The organism is Neptunomonas phycophila, from assembly GCF_001922575.1.
Classification (GTDB): Bacteria; Pseudomonadota; Gammaproteobacteria; order Pseudomonadales; family Balneatricaceae; genus Neptunomonas; species Neptunomonas phycophila.
On sequence record NZ_MRCI01000001.1, the window covers coordinates 1,333,463 to 1,360,458 of the forward strand.

Consider the following 26,996-nt stretch of genomic DNA (forward strand, 5'->3'; position numbering starts at 1 on the left):
AACCTCAATAGTTACGTTATTTTAGTTCTTTAGTGCGGCGTTACATTGCTGACTGACCATTGCCAGCCGAGCATCAGCGATATATGATCCGTATATATAACGTATACATACCGTATATCTAGGAGTTGCTATGGGAATTGTAAAGATTGACGACGAACTACATGAGGAGGTTCGTAAGGCGAGTTCACTTATGGTTCGCTCTATCAATGCTCAGGCTGAGTATTGGATAAAGATTGGCATGCTCGCCGAGGCGAATCCCAGCATGTCTTTTTCTGAGATCATGCGTGACCAAATGAAGCTGGCCAACGTAGACCTAAGGAAGGTTGTCGGTGGCTAGCGTAAAACTGAAAAGTGCTGAAGAATTGAATTTAATGCGGGAGTCCGGTCGGCTTCTTGCAAGGGTTTTTGATTACCTTGATGGCCGTATCGACATTGGTGTATCAACGATGGATATCAATGATGTGGCGGAGAGGTTCATTATCGATCAGCTACATGCTCGACCAGCGAGTAAAGGTCAGTATGGGTATCAGTATGTTTTGAATAGTTCTGTAAACTACGTTGTGTGCCATGGCGTTCCTTCAACCAATCAAAAGCTGAAATCCGGTGATATTATCAATGTTGATATAACGTTGGAGCAGGGCGGATTTATCGCTGACTCGAGCAAAATGTACATGATCGGTGACGTGACTCCGGTCGCTAAGCGTTTGGTTGATAAAACCTATGAGGCCATGTGGGAAGGGATCCGAGTTGTAAAGCCTGGAGCGACCCTTGGTGATATTGGTTATGCCATTCAGAGTCACGCCCAGAAACATGGCTATTCTGTTGTTCGCGAGTATTGTGGGCACGGAATTGGGCGAGAAATGCATGAAGAGCCACAGGTTCTGCATTATGGCCAGCTCGGCAAGGGTTTGGTTCTGCAGGAAGGGATGGTGTTTACAATAGAACCCATGATTAATCAGGGCAAGGCCAAGGTTAAGTTGAAAAAAGATGGGTGGACCGTCGTCACTAGCGATAAAAAATTATCTGCTCAGTGGGAGCATACGGTCGCCGTTACCTCCGATGGTTACGAGGTTCTGACGCTCAGAGCTGAAGAGCGAATTTAACAACCGCAGGCACGGCAGCATCTAAATAATTGCGGCGTGCATCCAAGGAGAGGACATGGCAAATAGAAGTTATTTATATACAACAAATCATCTTCCTGAGTCACCAGAGTGGCAAGAAGTAAAGGATTTGCATAGCATTTCGGAATGGAATTACGATATCCCCTTAGCTTTTAAGCTGTTACTCGCGGGCAACCCTAGAGCGGTTAAGTCATCCATTTGGGAAACTCCCGAAAAAATTGCAATAGCCGGTGATTTTCAAACGGGTTTGGCTACCTTAAATGAATATCTCGACAGGTTACCTCCTCAGGCTGAAGCGCTTGTAACTGAGACAAAAGCTTTTTTATCTAACGCTTCAAATGAAAGACAATATTTTATCCTTGAATGCGGTGAAATATTTGATATGGAGGAAGGCCCTCTAGAAGCAAAAAATCGGGCACTGATAGAAGAAATAAACTCTATTAATCAGGATGTACGCGCACTAGCTGTACCTAAGGCTATTATTCCTGATGAGCCACATAGAGGCTTCTTAGATAAACTGTTGGGCCGCAAGCAAGAGCCACCACAATATGACCCATTAGAACCTTTTTATGGTCTTGGTTTAGGTAATTGGTCAAATATATTGTATTTTCAGTTTGGCGATTAATTGGTCTAACAAACGTATGTTGATAGGCCGATTTTCCATATTTTTATAGGGCTATGTATGAATGTTGTTCCTTTAATAGCGGGTGTGGTTTTCGGAGGTATTGGGAGCTATATCATATTTGATTACTATCGTTTTAATCGGGCAGTACTAAAAACTCAGGGAAAAATATTACGCTATGATGAGTACCAAACGAAAAGTGATAACCGAAAACAAACAATGTTTAGGCCTATTTTTGAGTTTTCATTAAATGGCACTACTTACGAAGTTGAATCAAAAACATCTTTTAGCTCACACATAGTCCCAGTAGGCCGATATACAGATGTTTTGTATAAAAAAGGGGATGAAGGTAACGCCCGTTTAGCTAAAGGAAATGGTTATGGACTAGGTATTCTGTTTATAGGCCTTGCTATACCGGCCATTTATTTGGGTGTGTTTTAACAGTGGGTAGCTGGTGTCCTTTAGGTAGTTAGAAAAATAACATGCGGTTGAAAAGGGCGTTATCAGCTGGTAGTCAGCAACCGTTGTGGAGCGATCAAAGCCGCGTTAGCAGGCCTAGTAGGGTTAGCTTTGTTGGCTCCAGTTATCATTAGCTCTGTTAAACCGGCTCAGTCGTTCCCGCTCATACACGATATAACAACAAACACGAACAACCCGCCTGCGTTTTTGGTGTTGGACGAGAGCCGCAAGGGGGCTAAAAATTCCCTTGTGTATGGTGGAGCCGAAGTAGCTGAGATGCAGAAAAAAGCTTATGCCGATATTGCACCTATTCAGACGAGCAAGACAGCCCAACAAGCCTTTAGCGAGTCTTTACGTGTTGCAAATGAAATGGGGTGGGAGATAGTCGCTCAAGATGAAAATGCTTTACGCTTTGAGGCGTCAGCTCGTACCCCTGTTTTTCAGTTTGTTGATGATGTCGTCGTGACTGTGACAACTGAAGGTAGTGCAAGCCGTGTTGATATCCGCAGTGTTTCGCGTATTGGCCGCAGCGATAGAGGCGCGAATGCAGCACGTATTAGAGAGTTCATAGAAACTTTTGATCAATAATGCACTCTCAATGAGGGTGTATATGCCTGTCTACAAGGATGTGTATTAGTTCTAAGTAGATCAACATGCCATTTCTATATGTGTGTGGTGTGGCGGTGCATCAATTTATAACTAAAAGAGGTGTCTCATGGTTAAGTCATTATTGTTGGGTGTTGCTTTAGCTGTGTTTTCATTATCGGCCAGTGCTGAGGACAGCTTGGTGAAGTATGAAAGCATTTACTCAGTAAAAGAAACGGCCGATCGTTTCGAAAACATAGCTAAAAGCAAGGGGTTAACTGTATTTACTCGAATTAACCACCAGCAAAATGCTGCTAATGTGGGTTTGGAGTTGCGTCCAACCGAAGTGATTATCTTTGGTAACCCCAAAGTGGGTACTCCACTCATGCAATGCTCACAAGATGTAGCGATCGATTTGCCGCAAAAAGTGATGATTACTGAGGACTCAAATAATAAGGTTTGGTTGTCTTATAACAATCCTAATTACCTTGTACAGCGTCACAGTATTGAAGGATGCGATGAAGTGATTAAGAAAGTATCGGGTGTATTAGGCGCACTCTCTACGGCTGCAGTGGCGCAATAGCGTATTTGTATGGCTCTTTAGGATCTAGTAAGCGGCTATACGGTGTTTATTAGATCCTTTAGGCCGGTTCCTTTCATGCCCGCGGGGTTTGTATAGGCGATTTTTTGGCAACTTTATGTTCGTACATAAGCCGGTCAGCCTTCTCTAAAACGCTGTTGTGGTTTTGCCCCTCTTGTCCGTTGACAATTCCGTAACTAATACCAACGGTTGGCCAGCTCTCTTGAATTGAGTTTTCAATCTCTCCAATAATGGTTGTTAGTTCAGTGTTTAGGTTGGTGTTTGAGCTACTTGTTTTGTTAATGACCCAGACAAATTCATCGCCGCCATGCCTAAATACTTCCCCTAAATGGCGAATGCGTTGCTTCATTAATAAAGAAACCTCTTTTAATAATTGGTCACCTGAAGCGTGCCCCATGTTGTCGTTAATGGATTTAATACCGTCTAAATCAATATAAACAACAAGGTAGTCCTTGCCTAAAAGGTTGAGCTTTTCGCTTAATGCAAAACGGTTGCCGACTTTTGTTAATGCATCTACACGGGCTTCATAGAGCACTTTTTTGTACGTGTTTTGCCTTATTAAAAGCCATTCAGCTAAAGACAATAAAATGCACAAACAATCTATTACGATAGCGACTAAAACAACCATTTCGGGATACAACAAACCATCGAAATGACCTGTATGAGCCGCCAAAATATAGATTACCGCGAGCCCATAAACGACATTGCCGGTTAAATAGTATTTGGCTCTAAAGTCCTTTTTAGACCACATGATGATGCCTATATAAATGCTCAATGGGGACCATATAGCCGCGAGAATATGAGCAAATTGGTAGGCGATATCAAACGGAACAAAGGGCAGCATAAGGGTGGCGACTGCCAGAACTAGGGCCATGAATATGAGTAAGCGATGTAAGCGTGGGTTTTGAATCTTGCATTCAAAAAGCCGTGTGGTAAAGAAAGCCGCAAACGCATTGATGATCGGGAAGATATATAGTGCGCCATAAGTCATGTTAACGCTGGCATAGCTAAATAAATCGTTAGCCAACCCAGAGGTAAATACCCAGCTAAGAGCATGGGACCCAAGGTATCCAGCACACCAAAACGATAGGACCTGTTTCGTTTTTACTGCTATTAGAAGCGCGATGAAGGCTAGCGTGAACATAATGGCAATGCATGACAGGGTGATACTGTTAATCGCAAACAGATACTGGTAAAACGCCGGTTGAGAGAAAAACGTTAGATTGACAGGCGTGGCGAATTTTCTCGCGCTAATAAGCACCCACAGGCTTCCTTCTTCTTGATCTTTGAGTACAAGAGGAAAGGATTGAGCGTGCATTAAGTGCGGCATGTCTTTGTCGTTTGTTTGTGAAAACTCGGCTATGAGTTGAGGTGAGCCGCCAACAGGCTCCCAATAAGCAAAACCCTGGTCAACATAGTTAGAGTTAAGCACAACAAATTTATTCTGCTTTTGGGATGATCTTAACGATATCTTTGTTATGTAGGTTCCGGATTTATCAATGATGGCGCCTTTTTCTTGCGCGGTATTAACCAAGCTAGGAGTCCAGTTATCGTAACGGGCGGGGGGATTGTTTACCCTATGCCATATTCCGTTGTCTTTTATCACGATGGTGGTATCTGTAATACTAATGGCTTCTCTGGCTTGCGATGCAGTGGCTACAAAGCAGAGAAGGCACACGGTCATGTACAGAAAAGATTTCGCTAGTTTAAACATTATTAAGTAACTCAAAAACGGTGTAGCGACGGTAAAGAATAAAAAAATGTTAATTTTGTTGTTAATTGTAGACTAAAAATTAACATTCACACGGCTTAAGCGATTAAGTTACTTCAACAGCGACGGTCTGAAAATGAACAAAATTCAAGGAAGAGTAGTATGTACGATCCTATTCAAGATGGTATCGAAAAAGAGGCTCGCTCGTTGTCCTATAGACAGGAAGAGCCCCCAAGCGAGCTTGCTGAAGTTGTGCATAGCTATTGGGAACTTAAAACAGAGGTGCCGTTAGCGGATGATTTTCTGTTACATGCAATACCGGATGCGTGCGTTAACATCCTTTTTAATCAAAAAGATACAGAAATTGCTGGAGTTACAGCCTTACGTACGACTTATGAAGTGCTAAATTTGGGTAAGGATTTTCATTATGCAGGTATTCAGTTTTTTCCGGGAGCTTGGCAAGGTGATTTAAAAGAGACTTCAGATAGCTTTGTTGGGACGCCGTATCAGGGAAGCTTGCCATTAGTCGCCGCTAGTGAAGCGCTCGCTAAAGTGGGCTTTGAGTGTAAGCAGTCTATATTATCTGACTTAGTGCTGACGCTAATGGAGCGAAAGCTGGTAGCCGTTAATACCGTGACCCAGGCGATTTTATCGAATTTAGCAGACATTAAAACGGTGGCAGATATGGCTGCTGTAACTCATATGTCGACTCGTCAATTACAACGCAGTCTTAAGAAGGCTACAGGCTTTGCCCCGCATGATTTTCTTAAGGTGATCAGGTTACAACAATCATTTAAACAGCATTACCTCGAAGCGTATACGGATCAATCCCATTTTATACATTCATTTCGTAACATTACCGGATATACGCCTGCCGAATATTACCGAAAATATGTTGTCTGATTTATACAATACCTAAAAACCGCTGCCCATTAGCATGATCTTACTTTCACTAGAGACAGGAAATGATCATGAAGCATAACGCAATTGGATGGTTTGATATTTACGTAAACGATATGGAAAGAGCAGCGGCTTTTTACGAAGCGGTATTTGACAAGGAGCTGGAAGACTTAACCGACCCAACGGATAGCCGAGTGCTTATGAAGGCGTTCCCTACCGACATGGAATCATACGGAGCAGGCGGGGCGCTTGTTAAAAGAGAAGGGGCTGGGCCCGTAACTGGCGGAACGATTGTATATTTTGGTGTCGAAGATTGTTTGTCTGAGCAGGCAAAGGTCAGCGAGGCAGGCGGCAAAGTTGTCCAGCCGAAAACGTCCATCGGTGAGTTTGGTTTTGTGAGTATTTGTATGGATACCGAAGGTAACTTGTTTGGCCTTAGCTCAATGCAATAACGATCTACCTAATTGTTGGCCGTGAATTGGCGGCCAACCAATTTTTTATGTATTTTTTACGCAACATCTTTCTGATTTTTATACACTTTTCGTATTCTTGAACTAAGATTATTCCAGTAATTTTAGGTGGTTGTGAGATCAAGTAAACGTTTGAATCAAACGTTATTTAGAAGAGGTGTCGAGCGTAAATGGTCCAACATGCATTGTTAAGAAAACCGCAATCGGGTTTTACAATCATCGAGCTTGTTGTTGTTATCGTTTTGCTGGGGGTGCTTGCGGCTACTGCACTACCGCGTTTTATTGATATTAGCACAGACGCTCAAAAAGCGGTCTTACAATCGATGGGAGGATCCATTCTATCAGCTGCCAATTTAGTGCATGCTAAGGCCGTCATTCAAGGCGTTAGCAATGAGCCTTTAACGACAATTGATCTAGATGGTGATGGCGTCGATGATGTTGAGATTAGATACGGTTACCCAAGTGCCAGTCGAAACAATGGTCTTTCCAAAATAATGGGTGGTGACTTTTCTACCGGTTGGACTTGGTCTACAACCTATGGTGATACGCGCTTTTGGTTGACCACCGCAAAACTCGGTGGCCGTTCTGGTGTGTATGTGAACCAAACCGCTGTGTTAAACAGCGGCTGTTATATTTTGTATGACCCCGCGACAACTCAAGGGGGATCACCTGCTGTTAGCTATGTAACGACTAACTGCTAAGCCAAGAGTATGTACTAAGGGGGGTAGTATTAAAGGCGCACCATTAGCTTTCCTTTGTTGCTACCCGTCATGAATAAGTTGAGCCCAGAAATAGCAGAGGGTAAGCCTTCGAGCACGTGAGCGCGGTATTGTATTTTACCTGCTTTAACATGAGGGGCCAGCTGAGCCAATAATGCCGGTGCGTTGTGTAAATGGTCAGGCATGGTGAACCCTTGGATGGTTAAGCGCTTTTTAATAACGTTTAACCAACTCGGGCCGGGTCTCGGCGTCTCAAGACTGTAGTCTGCGATTAAGCCGCATACTGCGATACGCCCGTGAGCATTCATTCGGTTGAAAACCGGTGTTTGGATAGCGCCTCCGGTGTTTTCGAAGTATAGGTCGATTCCATTGGGTGTAAGCGCTGCCAAATTTTCTTCGAGCTGTTCTTTTTTGTAGTTTATAGCGCCATCAAAGCCGAGTTCGTTGACTAACCAATCGCATTTTTCATCACTGCCGGCTACACCAATAACGTGTAGACCTTCCGCTTTACCGAGTTGGCCAACAATAGAACCAACAGACCCAGCTGCCCCTGAGACTACAAGAGTTTGGCCTGTTTCTGGCTTTAATACATGATAAAAACCTTGGGTAGCGGTTAGGCCTGGCAATGAGAAGACTGATAGCGCCATTTCATCGGACAGTGACGGGTCGAGTTTGGTAATGCCTTTACCGTCAGTCGCGATGAGTGTTTGCCATCCGAACATCCCCTGAACTTTGTCACCTACAGAAAAGTCGGGATGGCGAGACTCAATTACCTCACCGACACCATTGCTGCGCATAATATCGCCAAGCTGAACGGGCGGTATGTAGCTATCGGTATCGGACGACATCCATCCAAACATAGCGGGGTCGAGTGAAAGGCTGGTTTGGCGTACCAGAAACTGACCGTCTTCAATAACTGGGCGGGGTTGTTCTTCAATTTGAAATAGATCTTCGGTAATAGGGCCGCCTGATGGGCGAGCGATTAATCGAATCGTTTGGTTGGTTTCCATGTGTAAAGCCTTTTGCCGTTTTGGTTTATGCGTATGCATATTACTGATGTGTTGGATGCGATAAACCAGATAAAGTGCGACACTTTGTTGCTAGATTTAACCTCCTTCACCACTGGGGTAGCTGAAAATAGGTGTCTAAATAATCAATTAAGCTTCTGACTGTGGGGGAGAGGTGCTTTCTGGAAGAGTAAAGTACGTAGACCTGTAAATCGTTTGGCTTCCACTCGGGTAAAATATGGACTAACTGCCCACTATTGATGTAAGCGTTAGCTAAATAGGTAGGCTGTAATGATATTCCAGTGCCGTTTAGTGCGGCATGTAGCAGGGTGGTTGCTTCGTTAGCGGTCAGTCGGCATTTAATAGGAACTGATTCAAACAGGTCGTTTTGCGATAAATGCCAGATATGCCGTTCAAAGTTTTTATATCCTAGACAAGCATGGAGAGCTAAATCACTTGGGTGGTTTATAGCTGCATTTTGGCTAATGTAGCTAGGCGAAGCGACAATAACGGACTCGCATACGCTGATTGGCTTTCCAATAAGAGAAGGGTCAGGCTTAGAAGCTAAGCGTATAGCCAGATCAATGCTCTGTTCCGTCAACCCGGTCACGCCGTCATTCAGGTCAATATCGATTTGCACTTTGGGGTGTAGTGACATGAATGCGGCTATTGGTTTCATTAATTGTGAGAATCCAAAAGACATGCTGGTGGCAATCCGAATCGTACCCGCAAGCTCATCGTTGTCGGTTGCTTGTAAGGCTATTTTTTCTGCTTGTTGTAACCAGGCTTCAACTTCTTTCAAGCATGCTTGTCCTGCCGTGCTTAAAGAAACTTTTCGTGTGGTCCTATTAAATAAACGTATCTGTAACCAATCCTCCATCGCTTCAATATACCGGGTGACCATAGCACGCGACATGTCGAGTCGGCTTGCGGTAGCGGTAAAGCTAAGCGAGTAGGCTACATCAACAAAAACTCTGGCGGCGGTTACTCTGTCCATCTTATTTGCTCGATTTATGAAATAATAATGTTCATTCTCTTGTATTTTTCTGAGCATCTCAACTCTTTATCATGTGTTAAACCTTTTACATGTGGAGAACTTTATGAAAAGAATTTTAGTCGTCTTGATAAGTGTGTTTATTGCTCAGTTTGCCATTGCGGATCAAAAGAATGGATTAACTTTGGATGTTTACACGGCTGACAGTGGAAGTTTTGGTGTCAATGCCACTCTGGTATACGGGGAAAAAGAAGCATTATTAGTTGATACAGGCTTTACCAAAGCGGACGCATTGAGAATTGCAGCAAAGGTACTTGATTCTAAGAAAACATTAAAAACCATTTTTATTAGTCAGGCTGATCCCGACTATTACTTTGGTGCAGAAGTGCTGCATGGGATTTTTCCTGATGCAGAGATCATTACGACGGCAGCTGTGAAAGAAGCCATCGAGAAAAAGCTGGAAGGTAAGCTCGCATTCTGGGGGCCTAAAATGGGCGCTAATGCACCGGTAAAACCGATTATTCCGGCTGTTTACGACGATTCATCTTTATTGGTTGATGGTCATATTGTCGAGATCATCAAAACTGAAGGTGTGTTAGCACATCGTCCGTATTTATGGATTCCTGAGAATAAAGCGGTGCTAGGTAATGTAGCGGTGTTCGGTAATATCCATCCTTGGATGGCCGATGCTCAGTCCGTAGAGATGCAGGACGCTTGGAAAGACCAACTCAACGAAATGCTAGCGTTAAGCCCGAGCGTTGTTATCCCAGGTCACATGACTCCGGAGACGAAGTTAACGAGCGAAGCTTTCAAGTTTACACTGAACTATATAAATGATTTCCAAGAGGCTAAAGCGGCCAGCCAGAATAGCGCTGAAATGATAGAGATCATGACCACTAAATATCCAAACGCAGCGGGCCTCCTTAACTTGAACATTGCAGCAAAAGTGCACAAAGGTGAGATGCAATGGTAAAGGTGCATTACTTTTTTGATCCATTGTGTGGATGGTGCTACGGAGCCTCGCCGTTAATTAAAGTGCTAGTCAATACCGCTGGGTTTGAAGTGGTTTACCATCCTGGTGGTATGATTCCGCGATTACCTATTGAGCCTGCTTTTAGGCAACATATTCTTCAGGCTGATGAGCGCATCGCTGAGCAAACCAAAGTACAATTTGGTCAGGCTTACAAAGATAGAGTATTGAGTAAAGAAGAGCTAATACTCGACTCTTACTTAACAACCCGCGCCTTTTTAGTGGGTATTGAGATGGGGGTTAATGCGTATCAAATGCTCAAATCCATTCAGGAGGCCCATTATGTCCATGGGGCCAAACTGGATGAGAAGGAGTCGTTGAAGAATATCGCTTTATCCCTTGGCCTTGATGGCAATGAGTGGGATGACCGGATGGAGTTATCCGAATCGAATTTGTATAGTGAGTTGGAAGCAAGTCAAACACTGATGAAAGAGCTTGAGGTGTCAGGCTTTCCTTCTATTATTGCTGAACTTGACTCGGGATTAACACGTCTACCTCTCAGTGCCTATTATGATAACGCCTCGGGATGGAGCACGTATTTGAGCACATTAAGTTAGTTTGTTAATGGTTCAGGTAGCCGGTTGATACATGACGTAGCTTCTACGTGGCTTTTTTATGAGCGGTGTTTTGTTGTACAAAGGTATAATTGAGCTAACAAAATAAAAAGCTGCATGAAAAGGCCTACAAAGTACAGTGATTGAATCAATTGGAGTTACCGAAAATACGTCGGCAGTGATGACGTTTACACGCGGCTATTTAGCGCTTTTTTATACGCTTGTAGCCGCATTTTATACGATAAGAATCATCGTAGGTAAGCGAAGCGCTCACGCAGAATTGGTACACCCAGGCGAGCGGTATTGTACGTCTTGGTGGAACCATATGACTTTTCGGGTGTTTCGGGTGGTTATCTGGTTGGTTTGCGTGTGTCGCTACTTTTTTCCTGCCACGGATTCTGTGTTAGGCCGTTTTACCCTCTTAAATCACCCAGAAATTATCCTTTCGGGTGATCTTCTCCTGGCGCTTGGTTTTTCTACTGTCATTGTGATTCATACCACTATGGGGAACCATTGGCGCTCTGGTATTGATAATACAGGGCCTAAAAAGCTCATCACTCATGGCTTTTTTCGTTATTCACGTAATCCTATTTTTCTAGCCGTTGCGTGTGCGCAGGTTGGCTTTTTCTTAGCTTTGCCTTCGGTCTTTACCTTAATTTGCTTACTGGTGGGCTTGTATATTTTGCACCGACAAGTGCTGTGTGAAGAGTCGCATTTGTTACGGATGTTCCAGCAAGACTATGTTAACTACACGCTCAAAACGGGTCGGTGGCTTTAGTTTTTTTGTTAAACATTCTATAAACCTGTGGGAAAGTTGAGCATTTATGCGTGCTTAGGTGATTTGATTACAAGGTTAGTTGTGTTATCTGGTATTGTGCACCTCTAAATGCGATTTTATTTCGCTCACTTCTTATTTATAGAGCTTGCTTGTGACCAATAACGATATCTTACGCCGTCTTCGCTACACCTTTGATTTTAATGATTCCAAAATGATTGAGGTTTTTCGCTTGGCTGATCACCAAGTGACTCGGGCTCAGGTTTCTGATTGGTTAAAACAAGAAGATGATGAGAAGTACGTGCGTTGCAGTGATAAAGAGTTCGCTATCTTTTTAAATGGTTTGATCAATCTGAAACGCGGTAAAAAAGAAGGCGCTGCACCAGAGCCGGAGCATCGCTTAAATAATAATATTATTTTCCGTAAGCTAAAAATTGCACTCAATATGACCGCTGAAGATATTTTGGATGTTATGCATAAAGCCAATAATCAATTGAGCAAACATGAGTTGAGCGCTTTTTTCCGCCGCCCAGATCATCAAAACTACCGCGAATGTCAGGACCAAGTACTACGTAACTTTTTGTCAGGCATACAGGAAAAATATCGCAGTAAACAAAGCAGCTAATGAGTTTTTTCAGTAACGCTTAGTCGTCTTAATCGTTATTGATTAGCTGAGATTGAGCGTCGAAATAGCGCTAGGCTGGCGATAAAAAATGTCGAGCCTAATCCTGTCATGATTAAAAGCTGTGGCCAGATTATAGACAGCCCCGCGCCCCGGAAAACGACCGCCTGAGAGAACGCCATGTAATGACGTGACGGCAAAAACCAAGTGGCAGGTTGGATAATCTGAGGTTGGCTTTCTATCGGAGACATCCCACCTGACAGCATCATTATTGGTATAATAACCATCATTAACAGTAACGCGAATTGCGACATGGTTCGGGCAATTGTCGCTAAAAATATTCCAATAGCGGCAGCAGCAAAAAGGTAAATGCTGGTGCCGGCAACCAATAGAAGACGCGATCCCGCAATGGGTACGTCAAGATAGTTTTCTACAATTAATAGCATGCAAAGTGAAAACGCGATAAGAATAATCAGCCCATTTGCCCACACCTTGGCGATGACGATTTGGAAAGCATTAATCGGCATTACCAGTAAATGTTCGATGGTGCCATGCTCTCTTTCTCGCAGTAGTGCGGCGCCTGTTAAGATAATAGTGATCATGGATATTTGGTTGATGAGTGCGTTAATAGCCCCAAACCACATCCCCACGCCATTGGGATTAAAAGCTCTACGTTGTACCAAATTAACGGCGGATGTCGGGGTCGTGTCGGAACGGTTTATGAAGTAATTTATTTCGGTATTAATGATGTTTTGAATGTAGCTGTTACCTAAACTGGCTTGGGTTACAGCGGTGGCGTCAATATCAATTTGTATAGCGGGTTGTCGGTGTTGACGTATATCTTTTTCAAATTGTGGTGGTATCGAGACAACAAACATGTATTTGTCTTGGTCCATTGCATCGTCTACTTCGGCCGGTGTAATCAACACGGGCTGTTTAAAATACGGAGGGTAAAGGGCGTTAGCAATCGCACGGGAGAGAGTGGACTGGTCCTCATCGATGATGGCAATAGAGGCGTTATTAACTGATTCACTAATGGACACGGCTTGCGCGTAAATCGCCAAACTAAATGAATAGATGATCAGTAACACCATGACTGCATCACTAAAAACGCTACGCAATTCTTTAATACCTAGCCAGAATATATTGAGCCATCCCTTCATTATTTACGCCTCTTGCTTCTTTAAAAAAGTGGCTGCTATCGCAATGAATATAGGCCCAAATAAGGCGAGCTTAATGATGTCGGGCAGTAGGGAGCTCAGGCTTAAGCCTTTTGTAAAAGCCGCTACGCTAAGGTGCATGTAATAGGTAGCTGGCCAGAGCGCCCCCACTATTTTACCTGCGCCTTCCATGGTGGATGTTGGTTGTATCAAACCTGAAAAGTTAATGGTTGGCATCATGGTTAAAATGGCTGTAGCAAATACGGCGGCAACTTGCGAAGCTGTGAGTGAAGAAATAAGTAGCCCAAAACCGGTGGCAGTAAAGGCGTAGAAAAACGCCCCCAACGATAACCCTAGCAGGCTGCCCTTGAGAGGGACACCCAGTAAGAAAATAACCAATACCGTTAAAATCGCAAAGTTGATCATGCCAATGGCTATATAGGGTAGTTGTTTACCGATCAAAAACTCTAAACGACGGGTAGGCGTCACGTAGAAGTTAGTGATAGTGCCAATCTCTTTTTCGCGAGCCATACTCACAGCCATTAAAATTGCGGGGAACAATAGTAATAAAAGTGCGGGCGTTTTAGGGCCTATCGAATAAATCGTTTCAAATGAGGGGTTGTAGCGATACCTCGATTCGATAGTAACGCTTGCGTTAGCTGAGGCATCGATGCCAGCGTCAGTTGCAAGCTCGTAAAGGTAGTGTGTGTGTCCGCCTGAAACGTAACCCGCTATGGTGCCCGCTCGCGTCGTATTGGCTCCATCTATCCAAGCTGATACGCTGGGTGTTTCTCCTTTTTTTAAGTCTCGCCCAAAACCAGAGGGGATCTCGATCGCTAATGTAATTTCATTTGATTGTAGTTGCCGCTCCATGGCATCTACGCTTTGCAGTGGCGCTTTTTCAACAAAATATCGAGAACCACTAAAGTTGCTGAGATAGCGGCGGCTTTCAGGGGTTTGATCTTGGTCATAAGCCGCATAGGCTAGGTCTTCCACATCAAGTGATACGCCGTAAGCAACCACAATGAGGAGAAAGGCACTGCCAATAAAAGCAAACACTAAGCGTATGGGGTCTCGAATGACTTCTACCGATTCACGATAACTAAAAGCGATTAGCCTGCTAAAGCTAAAGTTCAGGGGGTGATGCCGGTGCTTTTCAGCTGTGGGTGGAGCTGTTTGGATAGGCTCTGAAGGAAGTGTGGTCTTTGTGTGTTCTTTATTATGTGTAGACTCTATGGCTTCTTCTAAATACGCAATAAAGGCCTGCTCTAAAGTTTTCGCTTGCTTTGCATGTGTTAATGCTTGAGGGCTATCACATGCCAATACTTGGCCAGCGTGCATCAATGATATGCGATCACATCGCAAGGCCTCGTTCATAAAGTGTGTTGAGATGAAAATGGTGACTTTGTCCTTTCTTGAAAGCTCTATTAGAAGGCTCCAAAATTCGTCTCGGGCAACCGGGTCTACTCCTGACGTAGGCTCGTCTAGGATGAGAATTTCAGGTTCATGAAGGACGGCCACGGCTAACGATAAACGCTGCCGTATGCCCAAAGGCAGGGATGAGGCTAACGCATGCATGTGTTCAGTTAAGCCAAAGCGTTCAACTAACAGAGATATGCGCTGTTTTGATTTTTCCGTTGATAGATGAAACAAGCGAGCGTGTAAGGTTAAGTTTTGTGCTGTAGTGAGTTCACCGTATAAAGAAAAAGCCTGTGTCATAAAACCAACACGGTTGCGAGTTTCTAGGTCATTGGCGTCTAGTGGCTTTCCAAACAAATACGCTTCGCCTTTCGATGCAGGTAAAAGGCCTGTTAGCATTTTCATGGTGGTGGTTTTGCCGCAACCATTTGAACCTAAAAAACCAAAAATTTCCCCCGCTTGTATATCAAAGCTGACATTATCGACGGCAGTGAAATCGCCAAAGGTGCGGGTTAGCCCTTTTGCCACAATGGCTGGGGTATCATCAGTTTTTTGGAGTGCTGGAATCGATAATTTTGTGGCTTCTCCTGACTGGTTGTGTGGTAGCAGCTTTATAAAGGCTGACTCAAGGTCTTGAGTATTGGTTTTTTCTTTTAGAGCCTGTGCGGAGCCTGTGGCTAGAACGCGTCCATTATTCATGGCAACCAGCCAGTCGAAACCTTCGGCCTCATCCATATAGGCAGTGGATACGAGTACACTCATGGTGGGACGTTCATTTCTAATGGAGGTGATCAGCTCCCAAAACTGTCGCCTTGATAGCGGGTCTACGCCTGTTGTTGGCTCGTCAAGAATCAGTAGATCTGGGTCATGTATGAGCGAGCAGCATAGACCTAGTTTTTGTTTCATGCCGCCAGATAACTTGCCGGCGGGTCTGGATAAAAAGGGCGATAAGCTGGTCGCCTGTGTTAACCGATGAATACGGGTTTTACGTTCTGAGGCCGCTAAGCCGAATAGCTTCCCAAAAAAGTCTAGGTTTTCCTCTACGCTGAGCTCTGCATATAGGTTCTTGCCTAAGCCTTGTGGCATGTAGGCGATACGTGGCCCTATTGATTGACGATGTATAGCCGAAGACATGTCGCCTTCTAAAACGTTTAGCGATCCTTGTTGCAGTTTACGAGCGCCAGCAATAAGACCCATTAAAGTCGACTTGCCAACACCGTCAGGGCCCAATAAACCGATCATTAAACCTGATGGAATATCTAAAGAGATTTGATCGATGGCTTTACTCTGCTGGTATTGATGAGTCACGTTTTGCATGCGAACAACGGGAGGCGGTAAGGTGGCTGTCGTTGTCATTTTGTGCATAGTGTAAATACCCGTAGGAGTATGTGTTTTAGTGAGTTACTTTTTGGCTCGGCGCTATTGAGCCAGTGTTTGGAGGAACTCTGGCCATGGGCCGATTTCCTCGCCGGGTAGTGGCGTTAACTGAATGTAGGCAACACCGCGAATACCTGTCTTCACTTGGTTTATATGCTTTAAGACGAGTGTTTGAGGGACACGAACCTTGACACGAAACATCAACTTATCGCGCTCACTAGCGGTTTCCACTTCTTTGGGGGTGAACTGTGATTCGGGGGAAACAAAACTGACTGTGGCAGGTATAGCTGCCTCTAAAATATCCAGCTTTATTCTGGCTTGTGCTCCAATGGCAACGCGATTGACTTGTGATGAAGGCAAGTAGAGCTCCATGTACACATCAGATAAATTAACTAACGTCATCACCTTTCCACCGCTACCTATGACTTCTCCAGGTTCCGCTAACCGGTAAAGAACACGGCCAATACTGGGAGCACTTAGAACGGCATCATCGATCTGAGTTTGGATTTCAGCTTGGCTAGCGAGTGCGGCATCGACGTTGCGTTCCCTAGAAACAAGAGCGGCTTGAGCCGCTTTAACGTCGGCATTAGCGACGGCCACTTGGCTAATAAGAGTGTCATTTGATTCTTTGCTAGCAAACCCTTTTTTAGTCAGCTCTCGTGAGCGGGATAACTCTTGCTGCGCGAGCGTGAGTTTTGCTTTTGCTTGCGCAATGGAGGCTTGCGCTGAAGCAACTTGGCTTTCAGCACTAGCGACTTCTGCTTTAGCACGTAAAAGTTGAGCTTTTAGCTGTGCCGTATCTATTGTTGCAAGTGTATCGCCTTGTTGGACTAGTTCACCTTCTTGGGCGATGACATGCTCAACGCGGCCGGCAATTTTACTCGATACATCCACTTGTACCGCCTCAATTCTGCCGTTACCGGAAGCATACCCTGATGGTAGCTCGGGTTGGTTGATGTTGTTCCATATTAATACACCACCGATGACGGCTAGTGCGAAGAGTAAAAGAATGAGTGCTTTTTTGAGGCTGGTGCTCATGTCTTACCTTTCCCTAAAAGAAAAAAGAATCAGAACGTGTAGGTGTGCTGCTTAGTTAAGAATACCGCGAAGCGCATTGAGCCAACATGATATTGATCATGTAAACAAGCTTAATGAGATTAAGAATTAAACGAAGGAGGTTGTTATAGGTAGGGAGCGGGTGTGAGATGAGAGTGGGATGTTGTGAGCTTAGTACACCGACTAAGCTCACTTGGAAGCCCCAGTACTTATTGCGCGTGAGGGTGCTTTCTGAAAATAATAGTCCCAATAGCGACTAAACCAAGCAGCCAGCTGTAATGGATATTACCGATAATCAGTAAGGGTGATAAGCCAGCAATTGAACCCGCCAGTAATACTTGCGCACCGTAGGGTAGCAAGCCTTGCACAACACACGAGAATATATCTAATAAGCAGGCGCTGCGGCGGGGGTCAACGTGCTGCCTGTCTGCGATGTCTTTAGCAAGCCCTCCCGAAATAATGATGGCAACGGTGTTGTTTGCTGTGCACACATTTGTTAGTGCCACGGCGACACTAATTGCCGCTTCACCGGCACGCGTATGAGGTTCATCACCTCGCTTGTTAGTAAAGCGTTGGATTTGTTGAGCTAAAAATTCAAGTCCACCTTGCGCTTTCATCAGGGCACCTAGACCACCGATCAATAAAGACAAGATTAAGATCTCTTGCATTCCGGTATACCCAGCATAGATATCTTTAGAATACTGGGCAATTGAATAATCTGCCACGCTCAGCAAAGCGACAGCGCCGGCTAAGATGATCCCCGTAAAGAGGACTAACAGGACATTCAACCCTGATATCGCTAATACAAGGACTGCAATATAAGGGATGACTTTCATAAATTCATAGTCAGTCGCTTGTGTGATGGTCGCATCAGCGCCTTGAATATATAGCCAAAGCAATGTGAGGATGGCCGCAGGTAGGGCGATCAAGAAGTTCATACGGAACTTATCGCGCATAGCACAACCTTGGGAGCGGGTTGCCGCAATGGTTGTATCAGAAATGATGGACAGGTTGTCGCCAAACATAGCGCCACCTACCACAGCACCTATGCATAGAGGCAGTGACAGGTCACTTGCTTCGCTAAGGCCTAAAGCAATAGGAGCAATCGCTCCAATTGTTCCCATTGACGTTCCCATGGCTGTTGCTACAAAGGCGGTTATGATAAATAAACCCGGTAGAACAAACTGAGATGGGATGATGCTTAGGCCAAAGTTTACCGTGGCGTCTACACCGCCAGCTGCTTTTGCGACGCTCGCAAATGCCCCAGCGAGTAAATAAATTAAGCACATTGTAATAATTGTGTTGTCGCCAACCCCATTAATAAAAGTCTCTAGGCGCTTATTCAGTGCACCTGACCCTAAGGCTAGAGCAAGAACAATAGCAGGCAAGATGGCGACGGGCGCTGATATTTGGTAAAACGCGAAATCGACGTTTGCGGCTTGATAGTAGACACCACTACCGATGAACAGAGCTAAAAACAGTAATAAGGGTAGTAATGCGAGCGGGTTGGCTCTCATGTCGGGCTCCTGGATTGCAGAAACAGAGTCTATGGATTTAAGGCTTTGCTCTTTTGGAGTCTAAGCGCATAAGTAAGAAAGCTAGATATCGTTATACGGTTACACTCGATAGGAGTCGTGGCGCATAGCGGATCTACGAATTAAGTGGCGGCATTATACGGGTTAACACTAGCAGGGCTAATATCGATTAGATCTGAGTATTATACTAAAGGTTATAAATAAGGGGTTTTATATGCTTTTCTGCGATTTGGCGTTGTGTGATAGAACGCATAGAGGTGAATAAATAGCCGCCAGTGAGACGGCTATCCGTTAGTGCTGCATCGTCACCCGAAAAGGTTACTTCTCTGGCGCGTGGAAGGCTAAGTATAGGTCTACCAATATGTCAGGGATTTCGTTAGCCATTTGATTCGCTAGGCGTTTGTTATTACGGATTTCGGTAAACTCAGGCTCATCAAACAGGTTAGAAGCCACCATAATTGGAAGCATAAGTTCTGCAGTGACTTCCTCTTTGTCTTCGTTGAACCAAGCGTCTTCTCTAAGGAAAACACCCTCCATAAAGGCTTGTGCCCAAATTTCGAGTTCAGCCTCTTCGTCGCCATCGCTTTCTAACGTGAGGTCGCAAGGCATTTCAAGTTCGGTATCGCTGTAAAGGCTATTGTGTATTTCGTTTTTCCAGCGAACCAATAACGCACTAATAGCGTCTTTTTGGCCCGGCTCGGACCAGTTAGGTTCGCCGTCGAAAATAGCCTCTTGCCATTCTTCGGTTGGGACCGGCTCAGGACAGATGCTAATTGCACTGAGAAATCCATGAATGCCGATCAGGTCTAGCGAGTCTTCTGATACTGACTCCGAGAAAATGAAAGTTTCTAAAAGGTCGAGTTCATCATCTGTCAGTGGATTGTTATTCGCATTAAACATGTTTTGTTCCTATGATCGGTGAGTGCTGGCTATTCTACTCTGAGATTTAATCAACGTCAGTGTTAATTTGAGATGACAGTGCCGTCTGCTTTGCGGATAATTTGCGCATGACTAATCAAGCGCTCCATGTTTTAAAAGAAGTATTCGGATACGATCAGTTTCGTGCACCCCAAGGCGATGTTATTCATTCTGTTTTGGGTGGGCAAGATGTGTTGGTAATCATGCCGACGGGTGGCGGGAAATCCCTCTGTTATCAGTTGCCGTCTTTACTACGCTCAGGCACTGGCATTGTTGTCTCGCCTTTGATTGCCTTGATGCAAGATCAGGTGGCCGCCTTATCTCAGCTTGGGATTCGTTCGGCTTGCCTTAATTCCTCTTTAGACTCAGTTATCCAAACGGAAGTTGAACAGGCGCTAATTAATGGCCAGTTAGACGTGCTTTACATCGCTCCTGAGCGTTTAATGCAGCCACGTACCCTTGCATTGTTACAGCAGGCTGAGATTTCATTATTTGCCATTGACGAAGCGCACTGCGTATCGCAATGGGGTCATGATTTTAGGCCAGAGTACTTAAAGTTAGCAGCGTTGGGGGCTTCTTTCCCTGGTGTGCCGCGCATTGCCCTTACGGCTACCGCTGATCCTCGTACGCAGCAAGAGATCGTATCACGTCTTGGGTTGGTAGATGCGCATATTTATGTGCAGGGCTTTGACCGTCCTAATATTCGCTATCGTATCGCTCAGAAAAATCGTGCTCGTGAACAATTGCTGCAGTTTATTAAGACTGAGCACCCTCGTGATGCGGGTGTTGTGTATTGTTTGTCACGTAAGCGTGTAGAAGAAACATCGGCTTGGTTGGCGGATCAGGGCTTTAATGCATTGCCTTATCATGCAGGGCTCAGTAATGAGCTGCGCCAACATAATCAGCACCGCTTTTTAACGGAAGAGTCGGTGATTATGGTGGCCACGGTAGCGTTTGGTATGGGGATTGATAAACCTAATGTGCGTTTTGTTGCGCACTTGGACCTTCCTCGAAGCATTGAAGCGTATTATCAAGAAACGGGGCGTGCAGGCCGTGATGGTTTGCCAGCAAACGCTTGGATGGTCTATGGCCTTCAAGACGTGATTTTTTTGCGGCAAATGTTAGAAGGCTCGCAAGCGCCTGAGCAATTTAAGCAAGTCGAGCGGCAAAAGTTAGAAGCCATGTTAGGGTTTTGTGAAATCACAACGTGCCGACGGCAGGTGTTATTAAGTTACTTTGGTGAAGATGATCACGAGCCTTGTGGCAATTGTGATACATGTTTGGAGCCTGTGGCGCAGTGGGATGGTACGGAAGCGGCGCGCCAAGCGTTATCGGCCGTTTATCGAACGGGTCAGCGCTTTGGTGTTAATCATGTAGTCGATGTGCTCATGGGAAAGCGTACAGATAAGGTTGTGTCTGAAGGTCATGACAAAGTATCCACTTGGGGGATTGGTAAATCCTTGAATAAGGCTCAATGGCGCTCAGTTTTTCGGCAGCTGGTGGGCAGGGGATTGCTGCGAGTTGATCCCGATGGGTACGGTGTATTGCATTTAGCGGATATGTGTCGGCCTATCCTTAAAGGCGAAGCCTCTCTGATGCTACGTGAAGATATTAAGCCAGCCAAAACAGGGCAAAGTAAAAGCCGTGTGCCTCAAAGCCAACTTAGCTCAGATGATTACCAGTTATGGGAAGCGCTTAAGCGTTTACGCAAGCAATTAGCCGATAATCAAGACGTGCCGCCTTATGTGATTTTTCATGATGCTACTTTGATGGAGATGGTGATGAATCGCCCGTCCACTCATCAGCAGTTGCAGCGTATCAGCGGTGTCGGCGAGCGTAAGTTATCTCTTTATGGCGATGCGTTTCTGGAGGCTATCGCAGACCAAGCTAAAGATAAACCATCGGCCGATGAGCAAGCGCAAGAGTCTGTGGTTTTGTTTAAAAGTGGCATGACAATAGATCAAGTCGCACGCATGCAAAAGCTATCGACCAAAGTAATTTATAACCATTTAGCCATGGGTATCGGCCGCGGCGAGTTGTCGGTGGAAGAAGTGGTAGACCTACCTTCAGCACAAATTATATCGATTGAACAAGTGATTCAAGACTGCCAAGAGCAGTTTGGCCGTGCGTTGCAACCCGTGTATGAAGCTTTAGAAGGTGCGTATGAGTTGGGTGTGTTGATGTGCATAAGGCAAGGCTTAAAACGATAGCACAAGAGGTGAGTAATTTGTTGTGAAGGCGCTACGGCTAGTTGTTTTATTAACGGTGTTAGTGTTCGTGGGCTTGAATGCGTATTTATCTAAAATACGTACCACCGATTGGCAGGAATCGCTTTGGGTGGTTGTTTACCCCATTAATGCCGATGGCACTTCGTTAACGGATCAGTATATTGCCAGCTTAAACCAAGATACGTTTAATGATATTGAAGCTTTCTTTGATCGCGAAGCTAAGCGTTATCGCCTTGGGCTTGATAAGCCTGTTCGCGTTTTTCTATCTGATGAGCTGCACGCACAGCCGCCTGAACCTCCTATAAAACCAAGCATACTGGATAATATTTTATGGAGTTTGCAGATGCGTTTTTGGTCGTGGAGCAAAGACAACTGGCATGGGCCAGCCCCTGATGTGCGGATTTATATGCGGTTTTTTTCACCGGATAATCAACCTGTATTACGTCACTCATTAGGGTTACAAAAAGGGCTTATTGGTTTGGTTAACGCGTTTGCAGATTCCGAACAACAAGGGCAAAACAACTTAATTGCTGCACACGAGTTACTCCATACCGTGGGGGCTTCTGATAAATATGACCCTAAAACTAACTGGCCCATATGGCCGGACGGTTACGCTGAACCAACAAAAGAGCCGCTTTTTCCACAATCCGAAGCAGAAATTATGGGCGGTAGGGTTCAAGTATCGCCCTCTATTGCGTTAATACCTCCATCGTTATCGCATGCTGTAATAGGCTCTGCTACCGCTATAGAGATTAATTGGCTCTCGCCTGAAGGGCAAAATTAGGTTGGATGGAAGGGGAAATGGCAGCCGAATTGGGCATAAAGCCATCCTATGATTATTTTTTTGATCTTTTTAGATGAAACTTTACGTTTTTAATATAAGAAAAAGTATATAAAAAACCCGCACTCAAGGCGGGTTTTTTCTTTTTGCAGGCTAAATTAATTATTTAGCTGGGTAGTCACGTTTTTTAGAGCCAGTATACAGTTGGCGAGGACGGCCAATTTTGTTCGGGCTGCTGTGGAACTCGCTCCAATGGGAGATCCAGCCGATAGTACGAGACAGAGCGAAAATCACCGTGAACATGTTAGTTGGGATGCCAATCGCTTTTAGGATGATACCTGAATAGAAGTCGACATTCGGGTACAGCTTACGCTTAACAAAGTACTCATCTTCTAGAGCAATTTGTTCTAGGCGCTTAGCAATTTTCAGCAGAGGATCGCTAATGTTGAGCTCAGCTAAAACCTCATCACATGTCTGTTTCATTACCTTAGCGCGTGGGTCAAAGTTGCGGTAGACGCGGTGACCAAAGCCCATCAGACGGAAGTTATCATCTGGATCTTTCGCACGTAAGATAAATTCATCGATATTCGACTCGTCGCCTATTTCTTCCAGCATAGTCAATACGGCTTCGTTTGCTCCACCGTGGGCAGGTCCCCATAATGCAGCGATACCAGATGAGATACATGCGAATGGGTTAGCGCCAGATGAGCCTGCAAGACGCACTGTTGATGTTGATGCGTTCTGTTCGTGGTCAGCATGCAACAAGAAGATACGGTCCATCGCTTTTGCGATAGTCGGGTTAGCTACATACTCTTCACAAGGGTTACCAAACATCATTTGCAAGAAGTTTTCAGCGTAGTCCAGACCATTTTTAGGGTACATGAACGGCTGGCCAATGCTGTATTTATAACACATTGCAGCAATGGTCGGCATTTTTGCGATTAAGCGGTACGCGCATACTTCGCGATGGTGGGCATCGTTGATGTCCAAAGAGTCGTGATAGAAGGCTGACAATGCTCCTACTACACCAACCATGATTGCCATCGGGTGAGCATCACGACGGAAACCGTTAAAGAAGTTACGCATCTGCTCATGAACCATTGTGTGGTTCTTAATGGTACTGATGAACGTTTCTTTTTGCTCAGGCGTAGGTAACTCACCATTGAGTAACAGGTAGCATACTTCTAAGTAATCAGAATGCTCAGCAAGCTGCTCAATAGGGTAACCGCCATGCAAAAGAATACCGTTAGCACCGTCGATATAGGTGATTTTTGATTCACATGCCGCTGTGGAAACGAACCCCGGGTCATAAGTAAATAAACCACTGCTTGTGAGTGGGCGAACGTCTATAACATCGGGTCCTTCAGTACCGGAATACACGGGTAATTCAATAACTTCTTCAAGACCGTCGACGGTTAAACGCGCTTTCTTATCAGCCATCAGGAGAGGCTCCTATCATTATGTTTGTATTTTTCTGACTCTACTTTTTAATAGGTCATTAAGTGAGTCTTGATCCAAGAGGGATTCGCCCAATATAGAGATTGAACGAAAATTGTCAATCTGGACACAATGCACTTTTTCTGCATTGCAGCAAAGGATTAGTGATTTTTACGCATAAAAGGTCAAGTGTTGTATAGGCTATTAGTTGTATATCGGGTGTTTTCATAGAATGTTAGTGCAGTAGACATTAGCATGAGAGTACGTTGCAGTGCGTTGTATTCTCAATATGAACTGTCTATACTTTCGACCCGAATATGCGTTTGAAGAGTTATGCGCATGTTTTCTTCTGAGAAACAACTCTGAACACTTCCGAGCAACCTTGTCCAAAATGGGCAGCAAAAGTGTGAACTAGAGCCGTGAACAAAAAAAGACCTGTAAATTTAGATCTGCGTACAATCAAGCAGCCGCTTCCAGCGATTACATCCATTTTGCACCGTATCACAGGTATTGTCCTTTTCTTTGGCGCAATATTTATGATCTACGCATTAGGGCTGTCACTCGAATCTGAAGCTGGCTTTAATGAAGCTACTACCATGTTCGAAGAAAGTTTCTTTGCGAAACTAATCACATGGGGACTCATCTCTGCATTGCTATACCACATGTTTGCTGGTGTTAAGCATCTTATTATGGATGCGGGACATTTAGAGGAAATAGAAAGTGGTGCTATGGCAGCAAAAGTTACGCTGGCGTTAGGCGTAGCAGGCGTATTACTTGCGGGGGTTTGGGTATGGTAACTAGTATTACAAGCTTTGGCCGTAGCGGTTTATACGACTGGATGGTCCAGCGTGTAACGGCCGTAGTGTTATTGGCTTATACCGTCTTTATGATTGGATATCTGCTGTTTAATTCTGATATGGATTATGCACAGTGGAAGGCACTATTCGATTGTACTTCAATGCGTATCTTTACCCTGCTAGCGATGTTATCAATGGTAGCTCATGCTTGGATTGGTTTGTGGTCAGTTACAACTGACTATATTAAACCTACTGGCCTACGCTTCGTTGTTCAGTCTGTTTGTGGTTTGTTGGCGTTTATTTACGTCGTTTGGGGTATTCAGATTCTGTGGGGTGTATAAAAGATGAGTAGTCTTCGCACACTAACTTTTGACGCAATTGTTGTTGGTGGGGGCGGCGCAGGTATGCGTGCTGCTTTGCAACTGGCGCAATCAGGCTTAAAAACTGCTTGTGTAACAAAAGTATTTCCAACCCGTTCTCATACGGTTTCTGCACAAGGTGGTATTACTTGTGCAATCGCTAGTGCTGATCCAAATGATGATTGGCGTTGGCACATGTACGATACTGTTAAAGGTTCTGATTACATCGGTGACCAAGACGCTATCGAGTATATGTGTTCTGTAGGTCCTCAGGCTGTATTTGAGTTAGACCATATGGGTATGCCTTTTTCACGTACAGAAATCGGCCGTATTTACCAGCGTCCATTTGGTGGTCAATCTAAAGGTCCTGATAACCCAACTCAGGCTGCACGTACGTGTGCCGCTGCTGACCGAACAGGTCACGCGTTATTACACACTTTGTATCAAGCAAACATGAAAGCCGGTACCACTTTCTTAAATGAATGGTATGCGGTCGATTTAGTTAAGAATGAAGACGGCGCGATCGTTGGCTGTGTTGCAATTTGCATTGAGACAGGTGAGACGGTTTACATCAAGGCTAAAGCAACCGTTTTGGCTACCGGTGGTGCTGGTCGTATTTATTCTTCTACAACCAACGCATTGATCAATACCGGTGACGGTATGGGTATGGCTATGCGTGCAGGCATTCCTGCGCAAGATATGGAAATGTGGCAGTTCCACCCAACGGGTATATACGGAGCTGGTACGTTGGTAACAGAAGGTTGTCGTGGTGAAGGTGGTTACCTCATCAATAAAGACGGCGAGCGTTTCATGGAGCGTTATGCTCCAAACGCGAAAGACCTTGCAGGACGTGACGTTGTTGCTCGTTCTATGATCCTTGAGATCCTTGAAGGTCGTGGTTGTGGCCCAGACGGTGACCATGTGTACTTAAAATTGGATCACTTGGGTGAAGAAGTTCTGCATTCTCGTCTGCCAGGTATTTGTGAGTTGTCTAAAACCTTCGCACATGCAGATCCAGTAAAAGAACCTGTTCCTGTTGTGCCGACTTGTCATTACATGATGGGTGGTGTGGCTACTAACGTTGGCGGCCAAGCAATCGCACCGGATAAAGATGGTAACGATACCATTGTTGAAGGTTTATTTGCGTGTGGTGAGGTGGCGTGTGTTTCTGTTCACGGTGCTAACCGCTTAGGTGGTAACTCGTTGCTTGACTTAGTTGTATTTGGTCGTGCAGCCGGTATCCAAATCGAGAAGCAAATGCGTGAAGGTTACCAAGTGAAAGACGCAACTGAGGCGGATATTGAGCGTGCAATGGCGCGTCTAAATCGTCTTAATTCGTCCACTGGTGGTGAGCGTGTTGCTGATGTTCGTAAAGAGCTACAAGCTACTATGCAACTTTACTTTGGCGTATTCCGCGATGGTGAAAGCATGCAGAAAGGTTTGGAGTTGCTTAAAGGTATTCGCGAAAAAATTAACAACCTGCATCTTGAAGATAAGAGCCAGTCTTTCAATACCGCTCGTATTGAAGCATTGGAACTTGAAAACTTGATGGAAGTTGCAGAAGCAACGGCTGTTGCTGCTGAAGTTCGCAAAGAGTCTCGTGGTGCGCATGCGCGCAACGACTTTACTGAACGTGATGATGAGAACTGGTTATGTCATTCGGTTTACTTCCCGATTGATAAAACAGTTGGCAAGCGCGCTGTAAACTTCGCGCCTAAGACTGTTCCTGCTTTCCCACCAAAAGTTCGTACATACTAAG

The 26,996-nt window shown here is 44.8% G+C and carries 27 protein-coding genes; 18 read left to right on the forward strand and 9 right to left on the reverse strand.

Annotated features, from left to right (window positions below):
• Positions 1–130: 130 nt before the first annotated feature.
• The 6 genes from BS617_RS06085 to BS617_RS06110 all read left to right on the forward strand — a co-directional run bounded on the left by BS617_RS06085 (position 131) and on the right by BS617_RS06110 (position 3,370).
• Entirely contained in the window at positions 131–337 is a 207-nt protein-coding gene (locus tag BS617_RS06085) for a ParD-like family protein (protein WP_075171970.1), read from the forward strand.
• Positions 330–1,103, forward strand: coding sequence for a type I methionyl aminopeptidase (gene map / locus BS617_RS06090; protein ID WP_075171971.1), 774 nt, complete (start codon positions 330–332; stop codon positions 1,101–1,103). Before BS617_RS06085 ends, map begins: the two co-directional genes overlap by 8 nt.
• 55 nt (positions 1,104–1,158) lie before the next feature.
• A complete protein-coding gene (locus BS617_RS06095; RefSeq protein ID WP_075171972.1) occupies positions 1,159–1,746 on the forward strand; it encodes a DUF7822 domain-containing protein in 588 nt (195 codons plus the stop codon).
• A 57-nt stretch (positions 1,747–1,803) separates the two neighbouring features.
• Positions 1,804–2,184, forward strand: a complete 381-nt coding sequence (locus BS617_RS06100) for a DUF3592 domain-containing protein (protein ID WP_075171973.1) — start codon at positions 1,804–1,806, stop codon at positions 2,182–2,184.
• Positions 2,185–2,313: 129 nt separating this feature from the next.
• A complete protein-coding gene (locus tag BS617_RS06105; protein ID WP_075171974.1) occupies positions 2,314–2,790 on the forward strand; it encodes a DUF1499 domain-containing protein in 477 nt (158 codons plus the stop codon).
• A gap of 127 nt (positions 2,791–2,917) precedes the next feature.
• Complete coding sequence (locus BS617_RS06110) at positions 2,918–3,370, forward strand: DUF302 domain-containing protein (RefSeq protein WP_075171975.1); 453 nt, start codon at positions 2,918–2,920, stop codon at positions 3,368–3,370.
• A 73-nt stretch (positions 3,371–3,443) separates the two neighbouring features.
• Here the strand turns inward: BS617_RS06110 and BS617_RS06115 are convergent, their stop codons facing one another.
• Positions 3,444–5,102 (reverse strand): GGDEF domain-containing protein, encoded by a 1,659-nt coding sequence (locus tag BS617_RS06115; protein WP_075171976.1) that lies wholly within the window; start codon positions 5,100–5,102, stop codon positions 3,444–3,446.
• Between the two features lie 159 nt (positions 5,103–5,261).
• Between BS617_RS06115 and BS617_RS06120 the strand changes: the two genes are divergently transcribed.
• The 3 genes from BS617_RS06120 (at position 5,262) to BS617_RS06130 (ending at position 7,170) form a co-directional block, all read left to right on the forward strand.
• Positions 5,262–6,002, forward strand: a complete 741-nt coding sequence (locus BS617_RS06120) for an AraC family transcriptional regulator (protein ID WP_075171977.1) — start codon at positions 5,262–5,264, stop codon at positions 6,000–6,002.
• A gap of 68 nt (positions 6,003–6,070) precedes the next feature.
• Positions 6,071–6,451, forward strand: coding sequence for a VOC family protein (locus BS617_RS06125; protein ID WP_075171978.1), 381 nt, complete (start codon positions 6,071–6,073; stop codon positions 6,449–6,451).
• 188 nt (positions 6,452–6,639) lie between these two features.
• Positions 6,640–7,170 (forward strand): prepilin-type N-terminal cleavage/methylation domain-containing protein, encoded by a 531-nt coding sequence (locus BS617_RS06130; protein ID WP_075171979.1) that lies wholly within the window; start codon positions 6,640–6,642, stop codon positions 7,168–7,170.
• A gap of 29 nt (positions 7,171–7,199) precedes the next feature.
• Here BS617_RS06130 and BS617_RS06135 read toward each other — a convergent pair whose 3' ends face one another.
• A complete protein-coding gene (locus tag BS617_RS06135) occupies positions 7,200–8,198 on the reverse strand; it encodes an NADP-dependent oxidoreductase (RefSeq protein ID WP_075171980.1) in 999 nt (332 codons plus the stop codon).
• A gap of 106 nt (positions 8,199–8,304) precedes the next feature.
• Positions 8,305–9,192 (reverse strand): LysR family transcriptional regulator, encoded by an 888-nt coding sequence (locus BS617_RS06140; protein ID WP_075173460.1) that lies wholly within the window; start codon positions 9,190–9,192, stop codon positions 8,305–8,307.
• A 103-nt stretch (positions 9,193–9,295) separates the two neighbouring features.
• Here BS617_RS06140 and BS617_RS06145 point away from each other — a divergent pair, with 103 nt between their 5' ends.
• The 4 genes from BS617_RS06145 to BS617_RS06160 all read left to right on the forward strand — a co-directional run bounded on the left by BS617_RS06145 (position 9,296) and on the right by BS617_RS06160 (position 12,173).
• Positions 9,296–10,162, forward strand: coding sequence for an MBL fold metallo-hydrolase (locus BS617_RS06145; RefSeq protein WP_075171981.1), 867 nt, complete (start codon positions 9,296–9,298; stop codon positions 10,160–10,162).
• A complete protein-coding gene (locus BS617_RS06150; protein ID WP_075171982.1) occupies positions 10,156–10,776 on the forward strand; it encodes a DsbA family protein in 621 nt (206 codons plus the stop codon). Before BS617_RS06145 ends, BS617_RS06150 begins: the two co-directional genes overlap by 7 nt.
• Positions 10,777–10,912: 136 nt before the next feature.
• A complete protein-coding gene (locus tag BS617_RS06155) occupies positions 10,913–11,551 on the forward strand; it encodes a methyltransferase family protein (protein WP_212667410.1) in 639 nt (212 codons plus the stop codon).
• Positions 11,552–11,702: 151 nt separating this feature from the next.
• On the forward strand, positions 11,703–12,173 hold the full coding sequence (locus tag BS617_RS06160; RefSeq protein WP_075171983.1) for a YehS family protein: 471 nt from the start codon (positions 11,703–11,705) through the stop codon (positions 12,171–12,173).
• A 35-nt stretch (positions 12,174–12,208) separates the two neighbouring features.
• Here the strand turns inward: BS617_RS06160 and BS617_RS06165 are convergent, their stop codons facing one another.
• The 5 genes from BS617_RS06165 to BS617_RS06185 all read right to left on the reverse strand — a co-directional run bounded on the left by BS617_RS06165 (position 12,209) and on the right by BS617_RS06185 (position 19,617).
• On the reverse strand, positions 12,209–13,333 hold the full coding sequence (locus BS617_RS06165) for an ABC transporter permease (protein ID WP_075171984.1): 1,125 nt from the start codon (positions 13,331–13,333) through the stop codon (positions 12,209–12,211).
• 3 nt (positions 13,334–13,336) lie between these two features.
• Complete coding sequence (gene rbbA / locus BS617_RS06170; RefSeq protein WP_249263581.1) at positions 13,337–16,114, reverse strand: ribosome-associated ATPase/putative transporter RbbA; 2,778 nt, start codon at positions 16,112–16,114, stop codon at positions 13,337–13,339.
• A 54-nt stretch (positions 16,115–16,168) separates the two neighbouring features.
• Positions 16,169–17,164 carry an HlyD family secretion protein gene (locus tag BS617_RS06175; protein ID WP_075171985.1) on the reverse strand — a complete coding sequence of 332 codons (996 nt, stop codon included), beginning with the start codon at positions 17,162–17,164 and terminating at the stop codon, positions 16,169–16,171.
• A gap of 227 nt (positions 17,165–17,391) precedes the next feature.
• Positions 17,392–18,699: a Na+/H+ antiporter NhaC family protein gene (locus BS617_RS06180; protein WP_075171986.1), complete on the reverse strand. Its 1,308-nt coding sequence runs from the start codon at positions 18,697–18,699 to the stop codon at positions 17,392–17,394.
• Positions 18,700–19,035: 336 nt separating this feature from the next.
• The gene (locus tag BS617_RS06185; protein WP_075171987.1) at positions 19,036–19,617 is read right to left on the reverse strand and encodes a YecA/YgfB family protein; all 582 of its coding nucleotides are present in this window, start codon (positions 19,615–19,617) and stop codon (positions 19,036–19,038) included.
• 107 nt (positions 19,618–19,724) lie between these two features.
• On the opposite strand from BS617_RS06185, the gene recQ reads away from it, so the two are divergent.
• Together recQ and BS617_RS06195 are read left to right on the forward strand one after the other, a co-directional pair.
• Complete coding sequence (gene recQ, locus BS617_RS06190) at positions 19,725–21,845, forward strand: DNA helicase RecQ (RefSeq protein WP_075171988.1); 2,121 nt, start codon at positions 19,725–19,727, stop codon at positions 21,843–21,845.
• 22 nt (positions 21,846–21,867) lie between these two features.
• The gene (locus BS617_RS06195; RefSeq protein ID WP_075171989.1) at positions 21,868–22,647 is read left to right on the forward strand and encodes a hypothetical protein; all 780 of its coding nucleotides are present in this window, start codon (positions 21,868–21,870) and stop codon (positions 22,645–22,647) included.
• 159 nt (positions 22,648–22,806) lie between these two features.
• Here BS617_RS06195 and gltA read toward each other — a convergent pair whose 3' ends face one another.
• The gene (gene gltA, locus BS617_RS06200) at positions 22,807–24,084 is read right to left on the reverse strand and encodes a citrate synthase (RefSeq protein WP_075171990.1); all 1,278 of its coding nucleotides are present in this window, start codon (positions 24,082–24,084) and stop codon (positions 22,807–22,809) included.
• A gap of 416 nt (positions 24,085–24,500) precedes the next feature.
• On the opposite strand from gltA, the gene sdhC reads away from it, so the two are divergent.
• Genes sdhC through sdhA form a run of 3 tightly spaced genes read left to right on the forward strand, consistent with a single transcriptional unit; the run spans position 24,501 to position 26,995 of the window.
• Positions 24,501–24,878 (forward strand): succinate dehydrogenase, cytochrome b556 subunit, encoded by a 378-nt coding sequence (gene sdhC, locus BS617_RS06205; protein WP_075171991.1) that lies wholly within the window; start codon positions 24,501–24,503, stop codon positions 24,876–24,878.
• Entirely contained in the window at positions 24,872–25,219 is a 348-nt protein-coding gene (gene sdhD, locus BS617_RS06210; protein ID WP_075171992.1) for a succinate dehydrogenase, hydrophobic membrane anchor protein, read from the forward strand. The genes sdhC and sdhD overlap by 7 nt, the downstream gene beginning before the upstream one ends.
• A 3-nt stretch (positions 25,220–25,222) precedes the next feature.
• Positions 25,223–26,995: a succinate dehydrogenase flavoprotein subunit gene (sdhA, locus tag BS617_RS06215; RefSeq protein WP_075171993.1), complete on the forward strand. Its 1,773-nt coding sequence runs from the start codon at positions 25,223–25,225 to the stop codon at positions 26,993–26,995.
• The last annotated feature ends 1 nt before the right edge of the window (position 26,996 follow it).